Annotated in this window: 16 protein-coding genes and 1 pseudogene; 10 read left to right on the forward strand and 7 right to left on the reverse strand. The window is 73.8% G+C overall.

What is annotated here, in order from left to right; all coding sequences use genetic code 11:
- The first annotated feature begins 120 nt into the window (after positions 1 to 120).
- The 7 genes from ald (at position 121) to ACIA8O_RS12400 (ending at position 7,515) form a co-directional block, all read left to right on the forward strand.
- Positions 121 to 1,236 carry an alanine dehydrogenase gene (gene ald / locus ACIA8O_RS12370; protein WP_396293631.1) on the forward strand — a complete coding sequence of 372 codons (1,116 nt, stop codon included), beginning with the start codon at positions 121 to 123 and terminating at the stop codon, positions 1,234 to 1,236.
- Between the two features lie 378 nt (positions 1,237 to 1,614).
- A complete protein-coding gene (locus tag ACIA8O_RS12375) occupies positions 1,615 to 2,706 on the forward strand; it encodes a ParA family protein (RefSeq protein ID WP_396293632.1) in 1,092 nt (363 codons plus the stop codon).
- A 41-nt stretch (positions 2,707 to 2,747) separates the two neighbouring features.
- Positions 2,748 to 3,185: a hypothetical protein gene (locus tag ACIA8O_RS12380; protein ID WP_396293633.1), complete on the forward strand. Its 438-nt coding sequence runs from the start codon at positions 2,748 to 2,750 to the stop codon at positions 3,183 to 3,185.
- Positions 3,186 to 3,240: 55 nt separating this feature from the next.
- The gene (locus ACIA8O_RS12385) at positions 3,241 to 4,083 is read left to right on the forward strand and encodes a segregation and condensation protein A (RefSeq protein ID WP_396293634.1); all 843 of its coding nucleotides are present in this window, start codon (positions 3,241 to 3,243) and stop codon (positions 4,081 to 4,083) included.
- 236 nt (positions 4,084 to 4,319) lie between these two features.
- Positions 4,320 to 4,952, forward strand: coding sequence for an SMC-Scp complex subunit ScpB (scpB, locus tag ACIA8O_RS12390; protein ID WP_396294247.1), 633 nt, complete (start codon positions 4,320 to 4,322; stop codon positions 4,950 to 4,952).
- Positions 4,953 to 5,006: 54 nt separating this feature from the next.
- Entirely contained in the window at positions 5,007 to 6,314 is a 1,308-nt protein-coding gene (locus ACIA8O_RS12395; protein ID WP_396293635.1) for a pseudouridine synthase, read from the forward strand.
- Between the two features lie 220 nt (positions 6,315 to 6,534).
- Complete coding sequence (locus ACIA8O_RS12400) at positions 6,535 to 7,515, forward strand: helix-turn-helix domain-containing protein (protein ID WP_396293636.1); 981 nt, start codon at positions 6,535 to 6,537, stop codon at positions 7,513 to 7,515.
- A 159-nt stretch (positions 7,516 to 7,674) separates the two neighbouring features.
- Here ACIA8O_RS12400 and ACIA8O_RS12405 read toward each other — a convergent pair whose 3' ends face one another.
- The 3 genes from ACIA8O_RS12405 to ACIA8O_RS12415 form a co-directional block, all read right to left on the reverse strand.
- The gene (locus tag ACIA8O_RS12405; RefSeq protein ID WP_345285179.1) at positions 7,675 to 8,037 is read right to left on the reverse strand and encodes a DUF952 domain-containing protein; all 363 of its coding nucleotides are present in this window, start codon (positions 8,035 to 8,037) and stop codon (positions 7,675 to 7,677) included.
- An 83-nt stretch (positions 8,038 to 8,120) separates the two neighbouring features.
- On the reverse strand, positions 8,121 to 9,665 hold the full coding sequence (locus ACIA8O_RS12410; protein WP_396293637.1) for a DUF4139 domain-containing protein: 1,545 nt from the start codon (positions 9,663 to 9,665) through the stop codon (positions 8,121 to 8,123).
- A gap of 4 nt (positions 9,666 to 9,669) precedes the next feature.
- Positions 9,670 to 11,697, reverse strand: coding sequence for a DUF4139 domain-containing protein (locus tag ACIA8O_RS12415; protein ID WP_396293638.1), 2,028 nt, complete (start codon positions 11,695 to 11,697; stop codon positions 9,670 to 9,672).
- A 393-nt stretch (positions 11,698 to 12,090) separates the two neighbouring features.
- Between ACIA8O_RS12415 and ACIA8O_RS12420 the strand changes: the two genes are divergently transcribed.
- Positions 12,091 to 13,176, forward strand: a complete 1,086-nt coding sequence (locus tag ACIA8O_RS12420) for a prephenate dehydrogenase (protein WP_396293639.1) — start codon at positions 12,091 to 12,093, stop codon at positions 13,174 to 13,176.
- A gap of 60 nt (positions 13,177 to 13,236) precedes the next feature.
- On the opposite strand, the gene ACIA8O_RS12425 is transcribed toward ACIA8O_RS12420, so the two are convergent.
- From ACIA8O_RS12425 to ACIA8O_RS12435, 3 genes and pseudogenes are all read right to left on the reverse strand, one after another.
- On the reverse strand, positions 13,237 to 14,502 hold the full coding sequence (locus ACIA8O_RS12425) for a hypothetical protein (RefSeq protein WP_396293640.1): 1,266 nt from the start codon (positions 14,500 to 14,502) through the stop codon (positions 13,237 to 13,239).
- A gap of 9 nt (positions 14,503 to 14,511) precedes the next feature.
- Positions 14,512 to 14,829 (reverse strand): M23 family metallopeptidase, encoded by a 318-nt coding sequence (locus ACIA8O_RS12430; RefSeq protein WP_396294248.1) that lies wholly within the window; start codon positions 14,827 to 14,829, stop codon positions 14,512 to 14,514.
- 81 nt (positions 14,830 to 14,910) lie between these two features.
- Positions 14,911 to 15,150, reverse strand: a pseudogene (locus ACIA8O_RS12435) (peptidoglycan-binding protein); the annotation flags it as partial.
- Positions 15,151 to 15,515: 365 nt separating this feature from the next.
- Between ACIA8O_RS12435 and ACIA8O_RS12440 the strand changes: the two are divergent.
- Positions 15,516 to 16,277, forward strand: coding sequence for a histidine kinase dimerization/phosphoacceptor domain-containing protein (locus tag ACIA8O_RS12440; RefSeq protein ID WP_396293641.1), 762 nt, complete (start codon positions 15,516 to 15,518; stop codon positions 16,275 to 16,277).
- Between the two features lie 7 nt (positions 16,278 to 16,284).
- On the opposite strand, the gene ACIA8O_RS12445 is transcribed toward ACIA8O_RS12440, so the two are convergent.
- The gene (locus tag ACIA8O_RS12445) at positions 16,285 to 16,848 is read right to left on the reverse strand and encodes a TetR/AcrR family transcriptional regulator (RefSeq protein ID WP_396293642.1); all 564 of its coding nucleotides are present in this window, start codon (positions 16,846 to 16,848) and stop codon (positions 16,285 to 16,287) included.
- Between the two features lie 135 nt (positions 16,849 to 16,983).
- Between ACIA8O_RS12445 and ACIA8O_RS12450 the strand changes: the two genes are divergently transcribed.
- Positions 16,984 to 17,853: an alpha/beta fold hydrolase gene (locus ACIA8O_RS12450; protein ID WP_396293643.1), complete on the forward strand. Its 870-nt coding sequence runs from the start codon at positions 16,984 to 16,986 to the stop codon at positions 17,851 to 17,853.
- Positions 17,854 to 17,878: the final 25 nt, after the last annotated feature.

The raw sequence follows: 17,878 nt of genomic DNA on the forward strand, positions 1-17,878 counted from the left end.
TACACTCGACCTTAGTCGCGCAGCGCAGCGTGCCCCGGCGTCTTCCGGAGGCTTGGCCGTGCGCGTCTCCCGCCGGTGTTCCCCGGCCGGGTTCCACAGGCAAGAGGGACGTGTTCAGTCGTGAAGGTCGGCATCCCCCGCGAGGTCAAGAACCACGAGTACCGCGTGGCCATCACGCCCGCCGGCGTGCATGAGCTGGTCCGCAACGGACACGAGGTCGTCATCGAGAACGAGGCCGGTCTCGGCTCCTCGATCTCCAACGAGGAGTACGTGGCCGCCGGCGCCACCATCCTCCCCACCGCCGACGAGGTGTGGGCCGCCGCCGACCTGCTCCTGAAGGTCAAGGAGCCGATCGCCGAGGAGTACCACCGCCTCCGCAAGGGCCAGACCCTCTTCACCTACCTGCACCTGGCGGCCGACAAGGCCGGTACGGACGCCCTGGTCGCCTCCGGCACCACCGCGATCGCGTACGAGACCGTGCAGCTGGCCAACGGCGCGCTGCCGCTGCTCGCCCCGATGTCCGAGGTCGCGGGCCGGCTGGCCCCGCAGGTCGGCTCGTACCACCTGATGCGCCCGGCCGGCGGCCGCGGCACCCTGCCGGGCGGCGTCCCCGGCACCCACCCGGCCAAGGCCGTGGTCATCGGCGGTGGCGTCTCCGGCTGGCACGCCGCCACCATCGCGATCGGCATGGGCTACGACGTGACCCTGCTGGACCGCGACATCAACAAGCTGCGCGAGGCCGACAAGATCTTCGGCAACAAGATCAAGGCCATCGCCTCCAACGCCTACGAGCTGGAGAAGGCCGTCCTCGAGGCCGACCTGGTCATCGGCGCGGTGCTGATCCCGGGCGCCAAGGCCCCGAAGCTGGTCACCAACGAGCTGGTCTCCCGGATGAAGCCGGGCTCCGTGCTCGTCGACATCGCGATCGACCAGGGCGGCTGCTTCGAGGACTCCCGTCCGACCACCCACGCGAACCCGACCTTCGAGGTCCACAACTCGGTGTTCTACTGCGTGGCCAACATGCCGGGCGCCGTTCCGAACACCTCCACCTACGCGCTCACCAACGCGACCCTGCCCTACGTGGTCGAGCTGGCGAACCGTGGCTGGAAGGAGGCGCTGCAGCGTGACGCGGCGCTCGCCAAGGGCCTGAACGTGCACGAGGGCCAGATCACCTACGCCGCCGTGGCCGAGGCCTTCGGCCTGCCGTCGGTGACGCTGGAGAGCGTCCTCGCCTGACGTCCCGTCAGCCCCCGGTCGGATCCGTTCCGGCCGGGGGCTTCGGCATGCCCGCGCGCGCGTACCGGAGGCCGGCCGCGCGGCGGGGGTGTCGCCAGGAGTTCGCCGACGGTTCGTCAACTCGCTTTGTCGACATTTGCGTTCCGTCGGGCGACCGTGTCAATTTGTGTGCACCACGTCACCCGACGCAGAAACGTTGGGGTCCGACGGCCGCGCAAGCCTTGACAGTGAGCGGTCCGGAGCCCGACACATCCGGCCCACAACCGTGGATTGTGTTGCTGCGAACGCCGCGGACAGCCTAGAGTCGCAAACCGTCGGCATGCTGCCACGCTGACGAATCGACAACAGTCCCGGATGCCCAAGGAGGTAAGACGACTTGTGAATGAGTCGACATTTGCTCCCGGGGGTGGTCAGCCTGGACTGGCGGAGCACTCGGTCGCCGTCCGCACCTTCGAGGCGCGCCAGAGCACCGCACCCACCGCCGACGAGGCCGACCTGCTGCCGACCCACGGCCTGGCCTACGGCGACTTCGCGTACGGCTCCTACGAGGACCCGGACGCCGAGTACGAACCCGATCCGGAGTACGCCGCCACCTTGGCCCCCGATGCAGCCCGCCAGCGCCGTGAACGAGTCGGACCGACCGGACGGCCGCTGCCGTACTTCCCGATCCCCGCGCCGCTGGCCGAGCACGGCCCCGCGCAGATCATCGCCATGTGCAACCAGAAGGGCGGCGTCGGCAAGACCACGTCGACCATCAACCTGGGCGCCGCGCTGGCCGAGTACGGCCGCCGGGTGCTGCTGGTGGACTTCGACCCGCAGGGCGCGCTCTCGGTCGGCCTCGGCGTCAACCCGATGGAGCTGGACGTCACCGTCTACAACCTGCTCATGGAGCGGGGCCTGACGGCCGACGAGGTGCTGCTGAAGACCGCCGTCCCCGGCATGGACCTGCTGCCCTCCAACATCGACCTGTCGGCCGCCGAGGTGCAGCTGGTCAGCGAGGTCGCCCGCGAGTCGGCACTGGCCCGCGCGCTCAAGCCGCTGCTGCCGGACTACGACTACGTCATCATCGACTGCCAGCCCTCGCTGGGCCTGCTCACGGTGAACGCGCTGACCGCCGCGCACAGCGTGATCGTCCCGCTGGAGTGCGAGTTCTTCGCGCTGCGCGGTGTGGCGCTGCTCACCGAGACCATCGAGAAGGTCTGCGAGCGGCTCAACCCCGACCTGCGGCTCGACGGCATCCTGGCCACCATGTACGACTCCCGCACGGTGCACAGCCGCGAGGTGCTGGCCCGGGTGGTCGAGGCCTTCGGCGACCACGTGTTCCACACCGTGATCGGACGGACCGTCAGGTTCCCCGAGACCACCGTGGCCGGCGAGCCGATCACCACCTACGCGACCAACTCGGTCGGTGCCGCCGCCTACCGCCAGCTCGCCAGGGAGGTGCTCGACCGGTGCCGCCCCGCCGAGTGAGTCTCCCGGGTGCCGACGAGCTGTTCCGGACCACCGGAGGGATGGCCCTGTCGCCCTCCCTCAACCGGCCCGAGGCACCCCGCACGGAGACCGCCCGGCCCGCCACCGAGGAGGGCGGCGCGGCGGAGGTCCCGCAGGCCCGTCAGGAGCCCCAGCAGGCCCCGGCCGAGGGCGCGGTGACACCGCGTCAGCACGCCGAGGGGGAGACCGCCGCGGAGGCCGCCCGGCGGTCGTCCCGCGCCCGGGGCCGCGGCACCCGCCGCCCGACCGGGCGGGAGCGGCACGACGAGAAGATCACCGTCTACGTCTCCGCCGAGGAGCTGATGGACCTGGAGCACGCCCGCCTGGTGCTCCGCGGCGAGCACGGCCTGGCCGTGGACCGCGGCCGGGTGGTCCGGGAGGCCATCTCGGTCGTCCTGGCCGACCTGGAGCAGCGCGGCGAGGCGAGCATCCTGGTCCGGCGCCTGCGCGGCCGCTAGGTTTCCGGGTACCGGCCCGACCCGCTCCACCCGCACCGCACGTACGGACCCGCCCATGCCAGCACCCGCAGGACCCGAAGCCGCCGGACCGCGCGCGGGCTTCCAGGTGCGGCTGGACAACTTCGAGGGACCGTTCGACCTCCTCCTCGGGCTGGTCGCCAAGCACAGGCTCGACATCACCGAGCTGGCGCTCTCCAAGGTCACCGACGAGTTCGTGGCGCACATCCGGGCCATGGGCCCGGACTGGGACCTGGACGCGGCCACCGAGTTCCTGGTGGTGGCCGCCACCCTGCTCGACCTCAAGGCGGCCCGGCTGCTGCCGGCCGCCGAGGTGGAGGACGAGGAGGACCTGGCCCTGCTGGAGGCCAGGGACCTGCTCTTCGCCCGGCTGCTCCAGTACCGGGCCTACAAGCGGGCGGCCGGCGTGCTGGCCGACCGCTGGGCCGCCGAACTGCACAGCCGCCCGCGCACGGTCGGCCTGGAGCCCCGGCACGCCGCCCTGCTGCCCGAGGTGGTCATCACCATCGGCCCCGAGGGCTTCGCGCGGCTGGCGGCCGGGGCGATGACCCCCAAACCGAAGCCGGTGGTCTACGTGGACCACATCCACACCCCGCCGGTCAGCGTCCGCGAGCAGGCCGCCCTGGTGGTGGAGCTGCTCGCCACCCTCGGCGAGGCCCGGTTCGGGCAGCTGGTGGCCGACGCCGACGGCGACACCCTGGTGGTGGTCGCCCGCTTCCTGGCCCTGCTGGAGCTCTACCGCGAGAAGGCGGTGGACTTCGACCAGCCCGAGGCGCTGGGCGAGCTGACGGTCCGTTGGGTGGCCGGGGCGGGGCAGGCGATCGAGGTCACCGACGAGTTCGACCGGCCGCCGGAGCCGGACGGGAAGGAACGGCCGTGAGCGAGCGGGACGGGACCGAGAGGCCGGAGCGGCCCGCCAGGCGCTCGCTGGGCGTGCCGGGGCGGATCCGGGCCGAGGAGTGGCAGCCGTCCGCCTACGCGTGGGTGGAGCCCCCGGACGAGGCCCCTGAGGCCCCCGCCGCGGTGCCCGGGCCCGCCCCGGCCGCTCCCGCGGGGGTTCCGGAGGCCGGCGAGGTCGCCGAGGCGGCCGAGACGGCCGAGGTCGCTGCGGCCGCCGTGGCCGTCGTGGCGGAGGCCGGGCCCGAGCGGGGCCCCGGGCTGCGGGCCGAGCTGGAGGCGGTGCTGCTGCTGGTCGACGAACCGGCCACCGAGCAGCACCTGGCCTCGGTGCTGCTCCGCCCCCGGGCCGAGGTGGCCGCCGTCCTGCGGGAGCTGGCCGCCGAGTACACCGCCCAGGGCCGCGGCTTCGACCTGCGGTTCGTCGCCGGGGGCTGGCGCTTCTACACCCGCGCCGAGTGCTCCCCGGCGGTCGACCGGTACGTCCTGGACGGCCAGCAGGCCCGGCTCACCCAGGCCGCGCTGGAGACCCTGGCGGTGGTCGCGTACCGGCAGCCGGTGTCGCGCGGCCGGGTCTCGGCGGTCCGTGGTGTGAACTGTGACGGCGTGATGCGTACCCTGGTACAGCGAGGACTGGTGGAAGAGACCGGATCCGAGCCCGAAACAGGTGCGATCCTGTATCGGACGACGAACTACTTCCTGGAACGGATGGGGCTGCGCGGCCTGGAGGAACTCCCGGAGCTCGCGCCCTTCCTGCCCGAGGTCGACGACGTGGAAGCGGAGTCCCTCGAAGGCACGATGATCGCGGAGGCGGTCGCCGCCGCACGCGCGGACGGCGGGGAAGTGCAGTGAGGTCGGCCGGGCACGACGAGCACTTCCAGACGGATACGACGTACGGACATTTTGATGCGTAGCAGTGGCAACGGCAGGAACAGCGGCGGCGGTGGCGGGAGCCAGGGCGGCCGGGGCGGACAGGGCGGGGGCCGGAGCGGCGGTTCCTCGTACGGCGGCGGTGGCCGCAGCGGAGGGTCGGGCGGCGGCTCGTCGTACGGTGGCGGCCGCGGTGGCGGCGGCTCGTACGGTGGCGGGTCGGGCGGCGGCTCCTACGGCGGCGGTTCGCGCGGCGGGTCGGGCGGCGGCTCCTACGGTGGCGGCCGCGGTGGCGGCTCGTCGTACGGCGGGGACCGGCGGGACGACCGTCGCGACGACCGCGGCGGCCGCCGGGACGAGCGGAGCGGGCAGCGCGACGAGCGCCGTCCGCTGCGTCCGGAGGAGCGCCGGTACGACCGTCCCGAGTACGGTGGCGGCCCGAACGCCACCCCCGGGCGCGGCAAGTACGAGGCCCGCCGTCCGGGCCCGGCCCCGCGGCCGCGCCGCGAGGGCCAGCCGGCCCCGGGCGACCCGCGGCGCCAGCCGCAGCGCTCCCGGGAGCTGCAGGCCAAGATCGAGGACGCGGTGCTGGCCCGGCACGAGCAGGGCGTGACCGTCGGCGCCGAGGGCGAGCGCCTGCAGAAGGTGCTGGCGCGGGCCGGCATGGGCAGCCGCCGGGCCTGCGAGGAGCTGATCGAGCAGGGCCGGGTCGAGGTGAACGGCAAGCGGGTCACCGAGCAGGGCAAGCGCGTCGACCCGATGACGGACGAGATCAAGGTGGACGGCCTGACCGTCGCCACCCAGTCCTACCTGTTCTTCGCGCTGAACAAGCCGGTCGGCGTGGTCTCCACCATGGAGGACCCCGAGGGCCGGCAGTGCCTGGGCGACTACGTGAACAACCGGGAGACCCGGCTGTTCCACGTCGGCCGCCTGGACACCGAGACCGAGGGCATCATCCTGCTCACCAACCACGGCGAGCTGGCCCACCGTCTGACCCACCCCAAGTACGGCGTCACCAAGACCTACCTGGCCGCCATCCAGGGCCCGATCCCGCGCGACCTGGGCCAGCAGCTCAAGCGCGGCGTCGAGCTGGAGGACGGCTGGGCCCGGGTCGACGACTTCAAGGTGGTCTCCAACCTCGGCAAGAACTACATGGTCGAGGTGACCCTGCACGAGGGCCGCAAGCACATCGTGCGCCGCCTGATGGCCGAGGCCGGCTTCCCGGTGGACAAGCTGGTGCGCACCCACTTCGGGCCGATCTCGCTCGGCGACCAGAAGTCCGGCTGGCTGCGCCGCCTGACCAACCCCGAGGTCGGCCAGCTGATGGCCGAGGTCGGCCTGTGATGGTCGTCCGCTAGGACCGGCAGTTCAGAGGGCCTCCCCGCCGAACGGCGGGGAGGCCCTCCGTCGTTCGGCGGGCACGGTGTGAGTCTGACCGCATACGGCTTGTCAGGCCCAGCGCTCCTGGCGGAGGATGGCCAGCGGACAGCGGCGCGCCGAATGGCGGACTCGCGCCACCAGGGGCGGTGGCGGACGGGTGCCGGTGGGGGAAAGAGGGAGCAAGGTGCTGGACGCATTCGGGGTGCTGGGACTGGGGAGACCGGACGGGCAGGTCTACGCGGCCCTGGTCGTCGCGCCGCAGTCGACGGCCGAGGAGATCGCCGCCCAGTGCGGGCTGCCCCTCGACCAGTGCCACGCGGCCCTCGACCGGCTGGCCGACCAGGGCATGGTCACCCGCGCCCCGGTCGACCGGGACCGCTTCATGGCGGTCGCCCCCGACGTCGCCATCGGCACCCTGATCGGCCACCGCGAGGCCCAGCTGCGCTCCGCCCGGGCCGAGATGCACCGCCTGATGGACGCCTTCCGGGAGGCCTCCCGGTTCACCGACCCGGCGCACTCGGTCGAGGTCCTGACGGGTGGTGAGGCGATCGCCCAGCGGCTGGAGCACCTGGTCGAGACGGCCCAGTACCAGGTCCGCGGCTTCGACTGCCCGCCGTACATCCAGGACCCGATGGCCAACCTGCCGCGGCAGCGGCAGCGCCTGAAGGCCGGCGTGCGGTTCCGGACCGTCTTCGACAAGGAGGCGGTCGCCTGGCCCGGGCGGCTGGAGAAGGAGATCCTGGTCGGCGTCGCGGACGGCGAGGAGGCCCGGGTCCGGCCGGTGCTCCCGATGAAGCTGATGATGGCCGACGACCGGATGGCGATCATCCCGATCAGCGTCGGGGACGCGGTGCTCGACGCCGCGTACGTGATCCATCCGTCGGCGCTGCTGCAGGCGCTGGACGCGCTGTTCGAGGCGGAGTGGGAGCGGGCGGTGCCGCTGCAGGCGGCGATCGGCGACGGCGACGACGGGCTGGGGCCGGAGGAGGACCAGCGCAAGCTGCTGGGGCTGCTGGCGGCGGGGCTCACGGACGAGTCGATCGCGCGGTCGTTGGGGTGGAGCGCGCGGACGACGCAGCGGCGGTTGCAGACGCTGATGCGGCAGCTCGGGGCGACGACGCGGTTCCAGGCGGGGATGGCGGCCCGCGAACGCGGGTGGCTCTAGGGGCGCGTCGGGTTGCGCCCCGCAGGGGCGCGGGGAACTGCGCGCTGGGGTACGGCAGCACGTGCAACTGGCTGACGGAGCCTCAGTTGCAGGTGGGCTGCCTTCCGCACTCGCGCAGTTCCCCGCGCCCCTGGGGCGCTGCCCTGCCGGGCGCCGTCGCTAGCTCCACGGGGTCAAGGCTGCCCAGACGCCGTTCTCGTTGCGTTCGAGTTTTTCGAGGCCGATGACGGCGGTGCGGTTGAGGCGGCCGTAGATGTGGGGGAAGAGGGTGCCGGGGGTGGCGCCGGGGGGCGGGGCTCCGTTGGGGGCTTCCCACTTGACCATGGGTTCGACCAGGCGTTCCTCGATGAGGAGGGCCATCAGGGGGTCCCGCGCGTCCTGGAAGAAGGCGTTGGCCACGGCGAGGGCGGTGGGCTCGTCCGCCGAGCAGTGGATGAAGCCGTCGGTGAGCAGGGAGGCGGCGGTGTAGGGCCGCCCGGGTTCGCGCAGCCAGTCGTCCAGGGGTGCGAGATGGTAGATCATGCCTCTAGTTCTACCGGAGTTGACGGCATTTCACCGGAGTTGAGTGGGTGTGCCCCGCCCGGTCGGACGGGGCACACCCGAGGTCAGAGGCCGGCGACCTTGGCGGAGGCGGAGAGCTCGTAGACCAGGGTGACGGTCCGTCGGGCGCCGGGCTCCAGGGGGAGGTCCCAGCGGACGATGCCCTCGGCGTCGACCTCGTCGGGGGCGGGGGCGCAGTGCTCCTTGCGCAGCTTGACCTCCACGGCGGAGACCTCGGCGACCGGGACGCGCTCCCGGAGGGTGACGGTCCGGGTGCCGTGGTCGTCGGGGGCGGAGAAGCGGGTGAGGTGGAGCCGGACGGTGCGGGTGAGGACGGTGCGGCCGGTCAGGCCGGTGGTGGCGCGCTTCTCCTCGGTCTCGCGCAGGACGCGGTAGTCGTCGGAGCTGCCGAAGGAGAGTTCGGCGGGGGCGCCGGGGGCGGTGAACTCCAGTTCGCCGCGCCCGGTGAAGCCGCCGCCGACCACCAGGTCGACCGGCCCGGCGAGCAGGGCGTGGCCGGAGGAGTTGGTGAACCGGGCCACCCGGGTGACGAGGGGGGAGAGCTCGGGGGCACAGGCGTACTCGGTGCGGGCGGGGGCGGTGAGGACGGTGAGCGGGACCCGGTGGGGGCGTCCGTCCGAGGGGATCCGGGCGGGTGCGGGGGCGCGGAGCACCCGGACCTCGCCGCCGTCGTCCACGCCGGGGAGGCCGTCGGCGGCCGGGCCGGTGGAGCCGATCTCCTCCTCGCGCAGCTCCACCTCGACGGTGCGGCGCTCCTCGGTGGTGCGGTCCCGCAGGGCGAGGTGGTCCTCGGTGAGCCACGGCGGGTCCCCGGCCAGGGCGGAGCGGGCGGTGGAGAGGGTGAGCCGGACCTCCGGCCAGTCCTCGCCGGTCCGCTGCCAGACCACGGCCTCGGTCTCCAGGGTGAGGCTGCCGTCCTCGCCGAGGGCGGCCCGGTAGGCGGGGCGCCAGAGCGCACAGGGCGTCAGGTGGCCGACCGTCAGCTCGGAGGGGCCGCCCGGGGTCTCCACGGTCAGTTCGAGGTGGGCGAGCAGCTCGGGCTCGGGCTGCTCGGTGAGGTCCAGGGCCTGCCGGGCCTCGGCCAGCTCCAGACGGGTGGCGTCCAGGCGGATCCGGGCGTTCACGGTGCGCTCGGCGCAGTGGTCCCGTTCGGCGTCCACCCGGTCGAGCTCGCGGGCCCAGCGGACCGGTTCGCTCTCGCCCAGGCCGGCGCCCTCGGCGACCTCCCGGAGCAGGTCGGCGGCGAGCGAGTCGAGCAGGGCGGTGCGGGCGGCGAGGCGTTCGAGTTCGGCCTCCAGGGTGCTCTCCCGGCGCTGGAGCTCGTCCTCGCGGTGGCGGAGCGCGGAGTCCCGCTCGCCGGGCGGGAGCGGGGCGGGCTTGGTCCAGGCGCGGGTGATCCGGGCGTCCAGCACGGTGCCGGCGGTGAGTTCGGCGCGCAGCGTGCGGTCCACCGCGAGGGCGCTGACCGGGCCGAGGCGCAGCCGGTGGACGCCCGGCGGCAGGTCGAGGGCGGTGGTGCGCTCGACCTGGGCGCGGTCCTCCAGGCAGGTGACGGCGGTGACGGGCAGGGGGATGGTGGTGGTCGTCATCGGGTCAGTTCCTCCGGTCTCCGCCGAGCAGGGTCTTTCCGGCCGGGATGCGGATCTCGTAGCCGCCGTCCAGCTCCGCGCGGCCGTGCGCGGGCAGCTCGACCCGGCGCAGCCGGGTGCTCGGCGGGTACTCCTCCGACGGTCCGTCAGGGGCCGTCCAGCCGGGCCGTTCCTGCACCTTGATGTCGGGTTCGCCGGCGACGGGCACCCGTTCGCGGACCTCGACGGTGACGGGGTGGGCGAGGCGGTTGACCAGTTCGACGTGGACCCGGTGGTCCAGCACGGTGGTCTTGGACAGGGCACCGGTGGTGGACTCCCGCAGCTCGGTGCGGCGGGCCACCCGGACGCCCTCGGCCACGCCCAGCCCCAGCCGCCGGGTGGCGCCCGGGGCGAGGGTGGGCAGGGCGGCGGTGAGCAGGAAGTCGCCGTCCACGGTGACCTCCACCGGGCCGGCCAGCAGGGCGTGGTCGGTGGCGTTGGCCAGCAGCAGGGTCGCGTAGACCGTCTGCTCCACCGAGGGCACGCAGACGTGCTCGGTGGCCAGGCCGACCGGGACCTCCCCGACGGTGACGGTGTGCCAGGTGCCGTCCGAGGGGACGTCGACGGGCGCGGCGGTGTCGTACCGCTGGTCGAAGGAACCGGCCGAGATCCGGGGCGGCACGCCGTAGCGGGGCAGCGTGGTGGTGACCGCCGGGGCGGAGGCGGGCGCGGCGGGCGGGGCGGGGACCAGTTGGCCGCGGTGGCGGCCGCCCGGGCCCTGGAGGGTGAGGGCGCGGTAGTCGAGCCAGCGGGCGTCCGGGTGCGGCGCGCCCTCCGGCTCGGGCGGGGGCGGAGGTGCGGCCTGCGGGGCGGGCGCGCCGGGCGGGGGCGGGGCCGCGAAGGCGGCGGGCGCGGCCGGTGCGGCGGGGGCGGGTGGCGGCGAGCCGCCGTACGTGGGGCGGGCGACGGAGCGGGCCGGGCCGGAGGGGGCCGAGGGCAGCGGGGCCGGCGGGGCGCCGCCGGCGGTCAGGAAGCCGGTGCTCTCCTCGGCGGCGGGCGCCCGGGTGCCGCCCCGGGCGGCGCGGCGCGGGGTGCTCGCCGCGACCGCCACCGGGGAGGAGAGGGTACGGGCCGTGGACGGGCGCGGGCCGGCGCTCTCGTACGCCGTGAAGAGGTCGGACAGGCCGGGCGGGACGTCGCGCCAGCCCGAGGGCGGCGGGGCGCTCTGGCGGCGGCCGATCCGCAGGGAACGCAGGCGGGGCAGGTCGGTACGGCGCTGCAGGTCGGCGGTGGAGAGGCCGAGGCGGACACCGGTCCAGTCCTCGCCGGTGCGCTGCACCACCGAGGCGCGCAGCACCAGGCGGCCGGTGGACTCGCCCTGACGGTGGCTCAGCCGGTAGGAGGGCACCCAGCGGGCGCCGGGGATGCCGTACTCGAGGGTGAGCCCGACGGGGCCCGCGGGCTGGTCGGGGGCGGTCGGGGTGAGGGTGAGGAGGGCGGTCGCGGTGGGGGTGACCGGGCCGGTGGAGGCGGCGCTGTCGGCCCGTCGGAGGCGCTGGTCGGCGTCGGTGACGGCGTGTTCGGCGAGGGCGTGCTCCTCGCGGAGGCGGGCGACGGCCTCGTGCAGCGCGGTGAGGCGCTCCTCGGTGAAGTCGGCCAGGGCCAGCCAGGACTCGGCGGGGGTGCGGCGGTGTGGCGGGTCGTCGCGGCGGCGGGGCGGGGCGACGGGCCGCAGGGCGGTCAGTTCGGCGATCCGGGCCTCGTGGCGGTCGATCCGGGAGCGCACGGCGTCGGCCTCCTCGCGGGCGCGCAGGAGGGCTCGGAGCAGCTCGGAGGTCTGCTCGGGGGCGCGCAGTTCGGTGGCGTACTCCACCCGGGCCTCCGTGACGCGCCAGCCTCCGGCGGTCACCCGGCCCCGGAGGGAGGACGGGTCCAGCCCCGCCGGCAGCCCGGTCAGCCGCACCACTCCGTCCGGTGGCACCTCACCGCTCGCCCGGCGGCGGCAGAGCGCCCCGGCGGCGTACACCACCACCTCGTCCAGTACCGACTCCACGCCTGCCCCTCTCGTCCTATGGCCACGGGCTGGGCCAGTCTGCCGCGCCCTTGACGGGGTGTCAGCGGGTTTGCGGCCGACGGGCGCCGTGTGTCGTGGGACGTGGGGGAGGGACGGGCGGTTCTGGGGGCGAGGACGTACGTGGTGAGGCCGGGGGCGCGGGGAACTGCGCGCGGGGGAACGGCAGCACGTGCAACTGGCTCGCCTGCCCCGATCCAGCGCTGGTCCGCCTTCCGAACTCGCGCAGTTCCTCGCGCCCCCAGAGGTGTAGCCACTTGCGTGTCCCCGATGTCTCGCGCCGCCGGTCCGGTGGGTGGGCCGTGGCGGCGAGGGGGTGGGGGAGTGCGAGAGGATGGGCGGAACTGGAACGCGCTGTTGGGAGACGTACGAGCCATGCGCACTGTCGCCGTTGTCGGCACCGGACTGATCGGCACCTCCGCCGCCCTGGCCCTCACCGGCCGTGGGCTGCACGTCTATCTGGAGGACGCCGATCCGGATGCGGCGCGGACGGCCGCCTCGCTCGGTGCGGGCACCACCGAGGTGCCGGACGGGCCGGTGGACCTGGCGGTGATCGCGGTGCCGCCCGCTCTGGTGGGCAAGGCGCTGGCGGACTGTCAGCAGCGCGGGCTGGCGCGGTGGTACACCGATGTGGCGAGCGTGAAGAGCGGGCCGCGGGCGGAGGTGACGGCGCTCGGCTGTGACACCAAGCACTACATCGGCGGCCACCCGATGGCGGGGCGGGAGCGGTCGGGCCCGTTGGCGGCGCGGGCGGACCTGTTCGAGGGGCGGCCGTGGGTGCTCACGCCGACCGCCGACACCGACACCGAGACGCTGAACGCGGCGCTGGAGCTGGTCGCGCTCTGCGGGGCGATGCCGATCGTGATGGACGCCGCCGCGCACGACCGGGCGGTGGCCTTGGTCTCGCACGCGCCGCAGTTGTTCTCCTCGCTGGTGGCGGCCCGGTTGGAGCACGCCGACGAGACGGCCATAAGGCTCTCCGGCCAGGGGGTCCGGGACGTCACCCGGATCGCCGCCTCCAATCCGGCGATGTGGGTGGACATCCTGTCGGCCAACGCGGGGGTGGTCGCCGACATCCTGGAGGAGCTGGCGGTGGACCTCGGTGAGACCGTGACCGCGCTGCGGGCGATGCAGGCCGTGGACGAGGGCGAGCGGCAGGCCGGGGCGGCCGGGATCGAGGCCGTGATGCGGCGTGGCAATTCCGGTCAGGCCCGCATCCCCGGCAAGCACGGTGCCCCGCCCACCCGCTACGAGACCGTCGCGGTGGTCCTGGGCGACCAGCCGGGCGAGCTCGGCCGGCTGTTCGGCGAGGTCGGCGTGCTCGGGGTCAACATCGAGGACGTCGCGATCGAGCACTCCTCCGGCCAGCAGGTCGGCTTCGTCCAGCTCTCGGTGGCCCCGGCGGAGGCCAAGCGCCTCACCGTGGCGCTCCGTCAGCAGGGCTGGAGCGTCCGGGACTAGGGCTGTCTCCCGGGTCCTGTCCGACGGGGGTCGTCGGACAGGACCCGGAGCCCTCCGGGGTCAGGCGCCGGCCTGGAAGCCGTGCAGGTCGGCGAGTTTGCGGAGGCTGGTGAGGCCGGGGTGGCCGTCGGCGTCGGGGCCGGTGAAGCCGCAGCGCTGCTGCCACTTGGAGTAGGCGTCGAGGGTCAGGGTGCCCCAGGAGCCGTCGGCGAAGGAGGGGGCCAGCAGGCCCTCGGCGACCAGGGCCTGCTCGACCAGCAGGACCTGCGGCCAGCTGTACGAGCGGTGGCCGGTCGGGGCCGGTACGTCGGCGGCGATGGCGTGCTCCAACTGGCCGGCGTACACCCAGGGGCGGGGGTCCGAGGTGGCGGAGGCGGTGTGGCCGGTGGGGGCGGGCAGGTCGAGGTACGTCCCGGTGGTGCGGCCGCCCCAGCGGGGGTCGGCGGAGATCCGGCCCTCGGGGAAGGGCGGGCAGCCGTAGCCGTACACCCGGACGTCCTGGCGCGGGATCGGGCCCCGCAGGTAGACGCCGTCGCCCTGGCTGGAGCCGGTGGTGTTGGTGTTGCCGCCGACCGTCCAGATGCTGTCGGGGTTGAACTTGTACACCCGCTCGATGTGCGAGCCGCCGGCTCCCCACTGCTCGCCCGCCGTGCCGTAGAAGACCTCGGCGCCGACCATCGGGTACTCGGACCACCACTTCCGGTCCGGGTGCTTGTAGTAGTTCACCCCGTCGGGGCAGAAGGCGGAGAGCAGGCAGTAGCTCTCCAGCCCGGCCTTCCAGGTGCCCCAGGACTGGAAGACGTAGCACCACGCGTTGTTCTGCCACCAGGCCGGTGCCTTGCCGGCGGCGATCAGCTCCTCGGCGTACTTGGTGTGGTTGTCGGGGCCCTCGCGGTAGCCCTCCTCGGCCATCAGCAGTTCCAGGCAGAGCCGGACGGCGGAGCCCGTCCCGGGGTCCCCGTCGTGCTCGTGGGGCAGGTGGGCCTTGTAGGCCCCGCCGGTGAACGTCGACCAGGGGCCGAAGCCGCCGGCCTCGGCGTGGATCGCCTTGGCGGTCTTGGCGTTGTAGGTGGGGGAGCGGAGCGCGGACTCCACCCGGAGGTTGTCCGGGAAGCCGAAGTCCTGGGGCCTGCGGAGCGATCTGATCTGGAAGAGGCCGATGCTCGGCCCCCACTTCGCGTCCTGCAGGTCGACGTCGCCCACCGCGTCCGGATTGCCGCTGGACTCGGCCAGCGCGACGGCCGCCGCGATGTCGACGTCCTCGCCGCCGAAGCCCGCTTCCCGGGTCAGGTCACAGAGTTGGGAGAAGGTCAGCACCGTACTCACCGTGTCCTTTCACCAGGTGGGGGAGACGTCGGAGCCGAAGCCGCCCCCGGCGGGGCGCTTCTCGAAGTGCAGGTGCGGCCCGGTGGCGTTGCCGGTGGAACCGACCCGGCCGACCGCCTGTCCGGCACCCACGCCCTCCCCGTCGCCGACCGACCGGGAGGAGAGGTGGCAGTACCAGTAGTCGAAGCCGCCGCTCCGCAGCACCAGGAAGTGCCCGAAGCTGTTGTCGTCGCCGACCCGGGCGATCGAACCGCCGCGCACCGCGACGCAGGTGGTGCCCTCGGGGGCGGAGTAGTCGGCTCCGGTGTGGCGGCCGAGGCTCCACATCGGCCCGGTCTTGTTGTAGGCGGTGGTCACGCCGTGGCCGGGCACCGGGGAGTCGACCCCGCCGCTGCCGGACACACCGTCGACCGCCGGGACCCGGAGCTCGTCCCAGGACCGCTGGCCCGGGATGCCGTCCGCGTCGGAGCCCGAGAACCCGAGCTTCTGCTGCCAGGCGGAGTAGGACTGGCGGTCGACGTCGGTCCACTGGGGCCCCGGCCCCACCTGGTACCGCCCGCATCCCTCCGCCACGAGCCGGTGGCCCATCGCGGTGATGACCGGGCTGTGCTGTCCGTCGTGGAAGAACTCCGCTCCCGGGAATGGTTGGGTAGGCATGGCGCCTCCTCGGAAAAGACCTCGGACGGGCGCGCTCCGTCAGGACGCAGCCCTCTCCCGGGGCGCCCGACACGAGGTGGCCAGGCCCGTCCTGCGCGGCAGAACCAGTCCCGTGCCTCTGCTACGGGCTGGGCCGCACACGATCTCAGTCAACCACCGGTGCACCGTGGACGGAAGACCCGCACGGCCCGATCGGCGAAATGGCGTACAGCTGACAGGAATTGGGGGCCGGGCGGTGAGTTGACGCCAGCTCAGTGAGGGTGGGGCGCGACGGGGCCGGGGTACCTCCGGAGGAGGAGGGCGGATCGGCTCGCGGGCTGACTCGGGGTCAGGTGACCGTTCCGTAGCGTGGGGGGATGCACCGACTCCACCAGTGGTCCCTCCGGCATCCCGCCGTCGGCGACGGTCTGTGGGCCGTGGCCGCGCTGCTGTTCGGCCTGGGGGAGACGCACGTCGAGCCGTGGCCCGGCTGGCCGGGGCCGTACGGCGGTCTGGTGCTCGGGGTGCTGTACGCCGGGCTGGTACCGCTGCGCCGCCGGTACCCGGACGCCGTGGTGCCGGCGGCCGTGCTGGTCGAGGCGGGCCGGCTCGCCGCCGGTGCCTGGCTGCTGGTACCGGACCCGGGCTTCCTGGTGCTGCTCCACTGGGCGGCCGACCGCTGCTCGCCCCGGACCGGACGGGCCGCGCTGGCGGTCGCGCTGCTGACCGGGCCCGCCGCCGTGCTGCGCGCCCTGGCCGGCAGCGGCGGCCACGGCACGGGGTTCGCCGACCTGGGGTACCTGGCGGCCGTCGCGGGGGCGTGCTCGCTGCCGTTCCTGCTCTGCTGGCTCCTGGGCCGGCGGGCCCGTTCCCGCCGGGAGGCGGCGGAGGCGGCGCTGGCCAGGGCGGCCGAGGCCCGGACCGAGCTGGCCCGGGCCGAGGCGCGGTCGCGGATCGCCGGTGAGCTGCACGACGTGATCGCCCACGACCTGATGGCGATGACGGTCCAGGCGGGGGCCGCGGGCCACGTGCTCCCGGCGCACCCGGGGCCCGCCGGGGAGGCGGCCCGGGGGGTGGGCGACCTGGGCCGCCGGGTGCTGTCCGAGCTCGCCCACCTGGAGCGGGTGCTCCGGGCCTGAGGTCCCGTCAGGCCTTCGGCAGCGCCGCGTCGAGCAGGACCTCGGCGGCGGCGCGGGCCTGGCCGGCGGTCTCGGGGGTGCCCATGATGCCGGCGGTGGCCATGGCGCCGTTGGCCAGGATGGCCAGCTGGTCGGCGAGCAGGGGCGGGCCGCCGGCGGCGGAGACCAGGACGCGGAAGTGGTTGTTGAGGCTCTGCTTGTGGGCGCGGGCGAGCTCGGTGACCTCGCTGGAGACCCCGCCGAGCTCCCCGAACGAGTTGATGAAGTTGCAGCCGCGGAACGTGGGCTGTGCGAACCATTCGGCAAGATGATCGAAGACGTCGAGCATCCGCTCGCGGGGGCTCGCGCCGGGGCGGGCGTGGGCCAGGATCGCCTGGTCGGAGGCCGTGGCCCGGCGGCGCAGGACGGCGCCGACCAGGTCGTCCTTGGAGGGGAAGAGCTGGTAGAGGCGTTTCAGTGACACCCCCGAGGCGGTCCGGATGGCGTCCATCCCGACGGCCTGCACGCCCCGCTCGTTGAACAGTTCCTCGGCGCTGTCGAGCACTCTGAGTTCGGCTGTCTCGGCGTCCATGAGTGATCTCCCCTTGCAACGAGAACGAAGGTTCTCTACTGTATACCTCGGGGCGGGAGAACGAAGGTTCTCCTGCGTCATCGGGAGAACGGTCGTTCTCCACCTTTTGTTCACTTTTTTATCAAGGAGCCCGTTGTGACCGCCTTCGCCACCCGCTACCGAACCGCCGAGGTCGACGGTGTGCAGCTCGCCTACCGGGAGGCGGGCGACCCCGCCAAGCCCACCCTGGTACTGCTGCACGGCTTCCCGTCCAGCTCGCACATGTTCCGCAACTTGATCGCAGACCTTGCCGACGAGTACCACCTGATCGCCCCCGACCATGTCGGCTTCGGCCGCTCGGCCGCCCCGGCCGTCGAGGACTTCGAGTACAGCTTCGCCAACCTCAGCCGGCTCACCCTCGGCCTGCTCGACCAGCTCGGCCTCGAGAAGTTCTTCCTCTACATCCACGACTACGGCGCCCCGATCGGCCTGCGGATCGCCTCCGCCCACCCGGAGCGGGTCTCCGGCCTGATCGTGCAGAGCGGCAACGCCTACGAGGCCGGCTTCACCCCCTTCTGGAAGGTGCTCTTCGACCACGCGGCCGACCGTCCGGCCCACGAGCCCGAGGTGCGCAAGCTGCTCACCGTCGAGGCCACCGAGTGGCAGTACACCCACGGCGTGCCGGAGGACCGCCTGGAGCGGATCGCCCCCGAGGCGTGGCTGCTGGACCAGGCGGGCATGGACCGGCCGGGCAACAAGGAGGTGCAGCTCCAGCTGTTCTGGGACTACCAGTTCAACCTCGGCGAGTACCCCGCGTTCCAGGAGTACTTCCGCACCCACCAGCCCCCGACGCTGGTCACCTGGGGCAAGAACGACGAGATCTTCGGCGAGGCCGGAGCCGTCGCCTACACCGACGACCTGCCGGACGCCGAGCTCCACCTGCTCGATGCCGGGCACTTCGCCCTGGAGAGCCACGGCACCGAGATCGCCGCGCTGATCCGCGACTTCCTCGGCCGCACCGCCTGACCTGACGCACCGCCAGCGGGCCGAC

It is taken from the genome of Kitasatospora sp. NPDC051853, from assembly GCF_044452665.1.
Taxonomy (GTDB): Bacteria; Actinomycetota; Actinomycetes; order Streptomycetales; family Streptomycetaceae; genus Kitasatospora.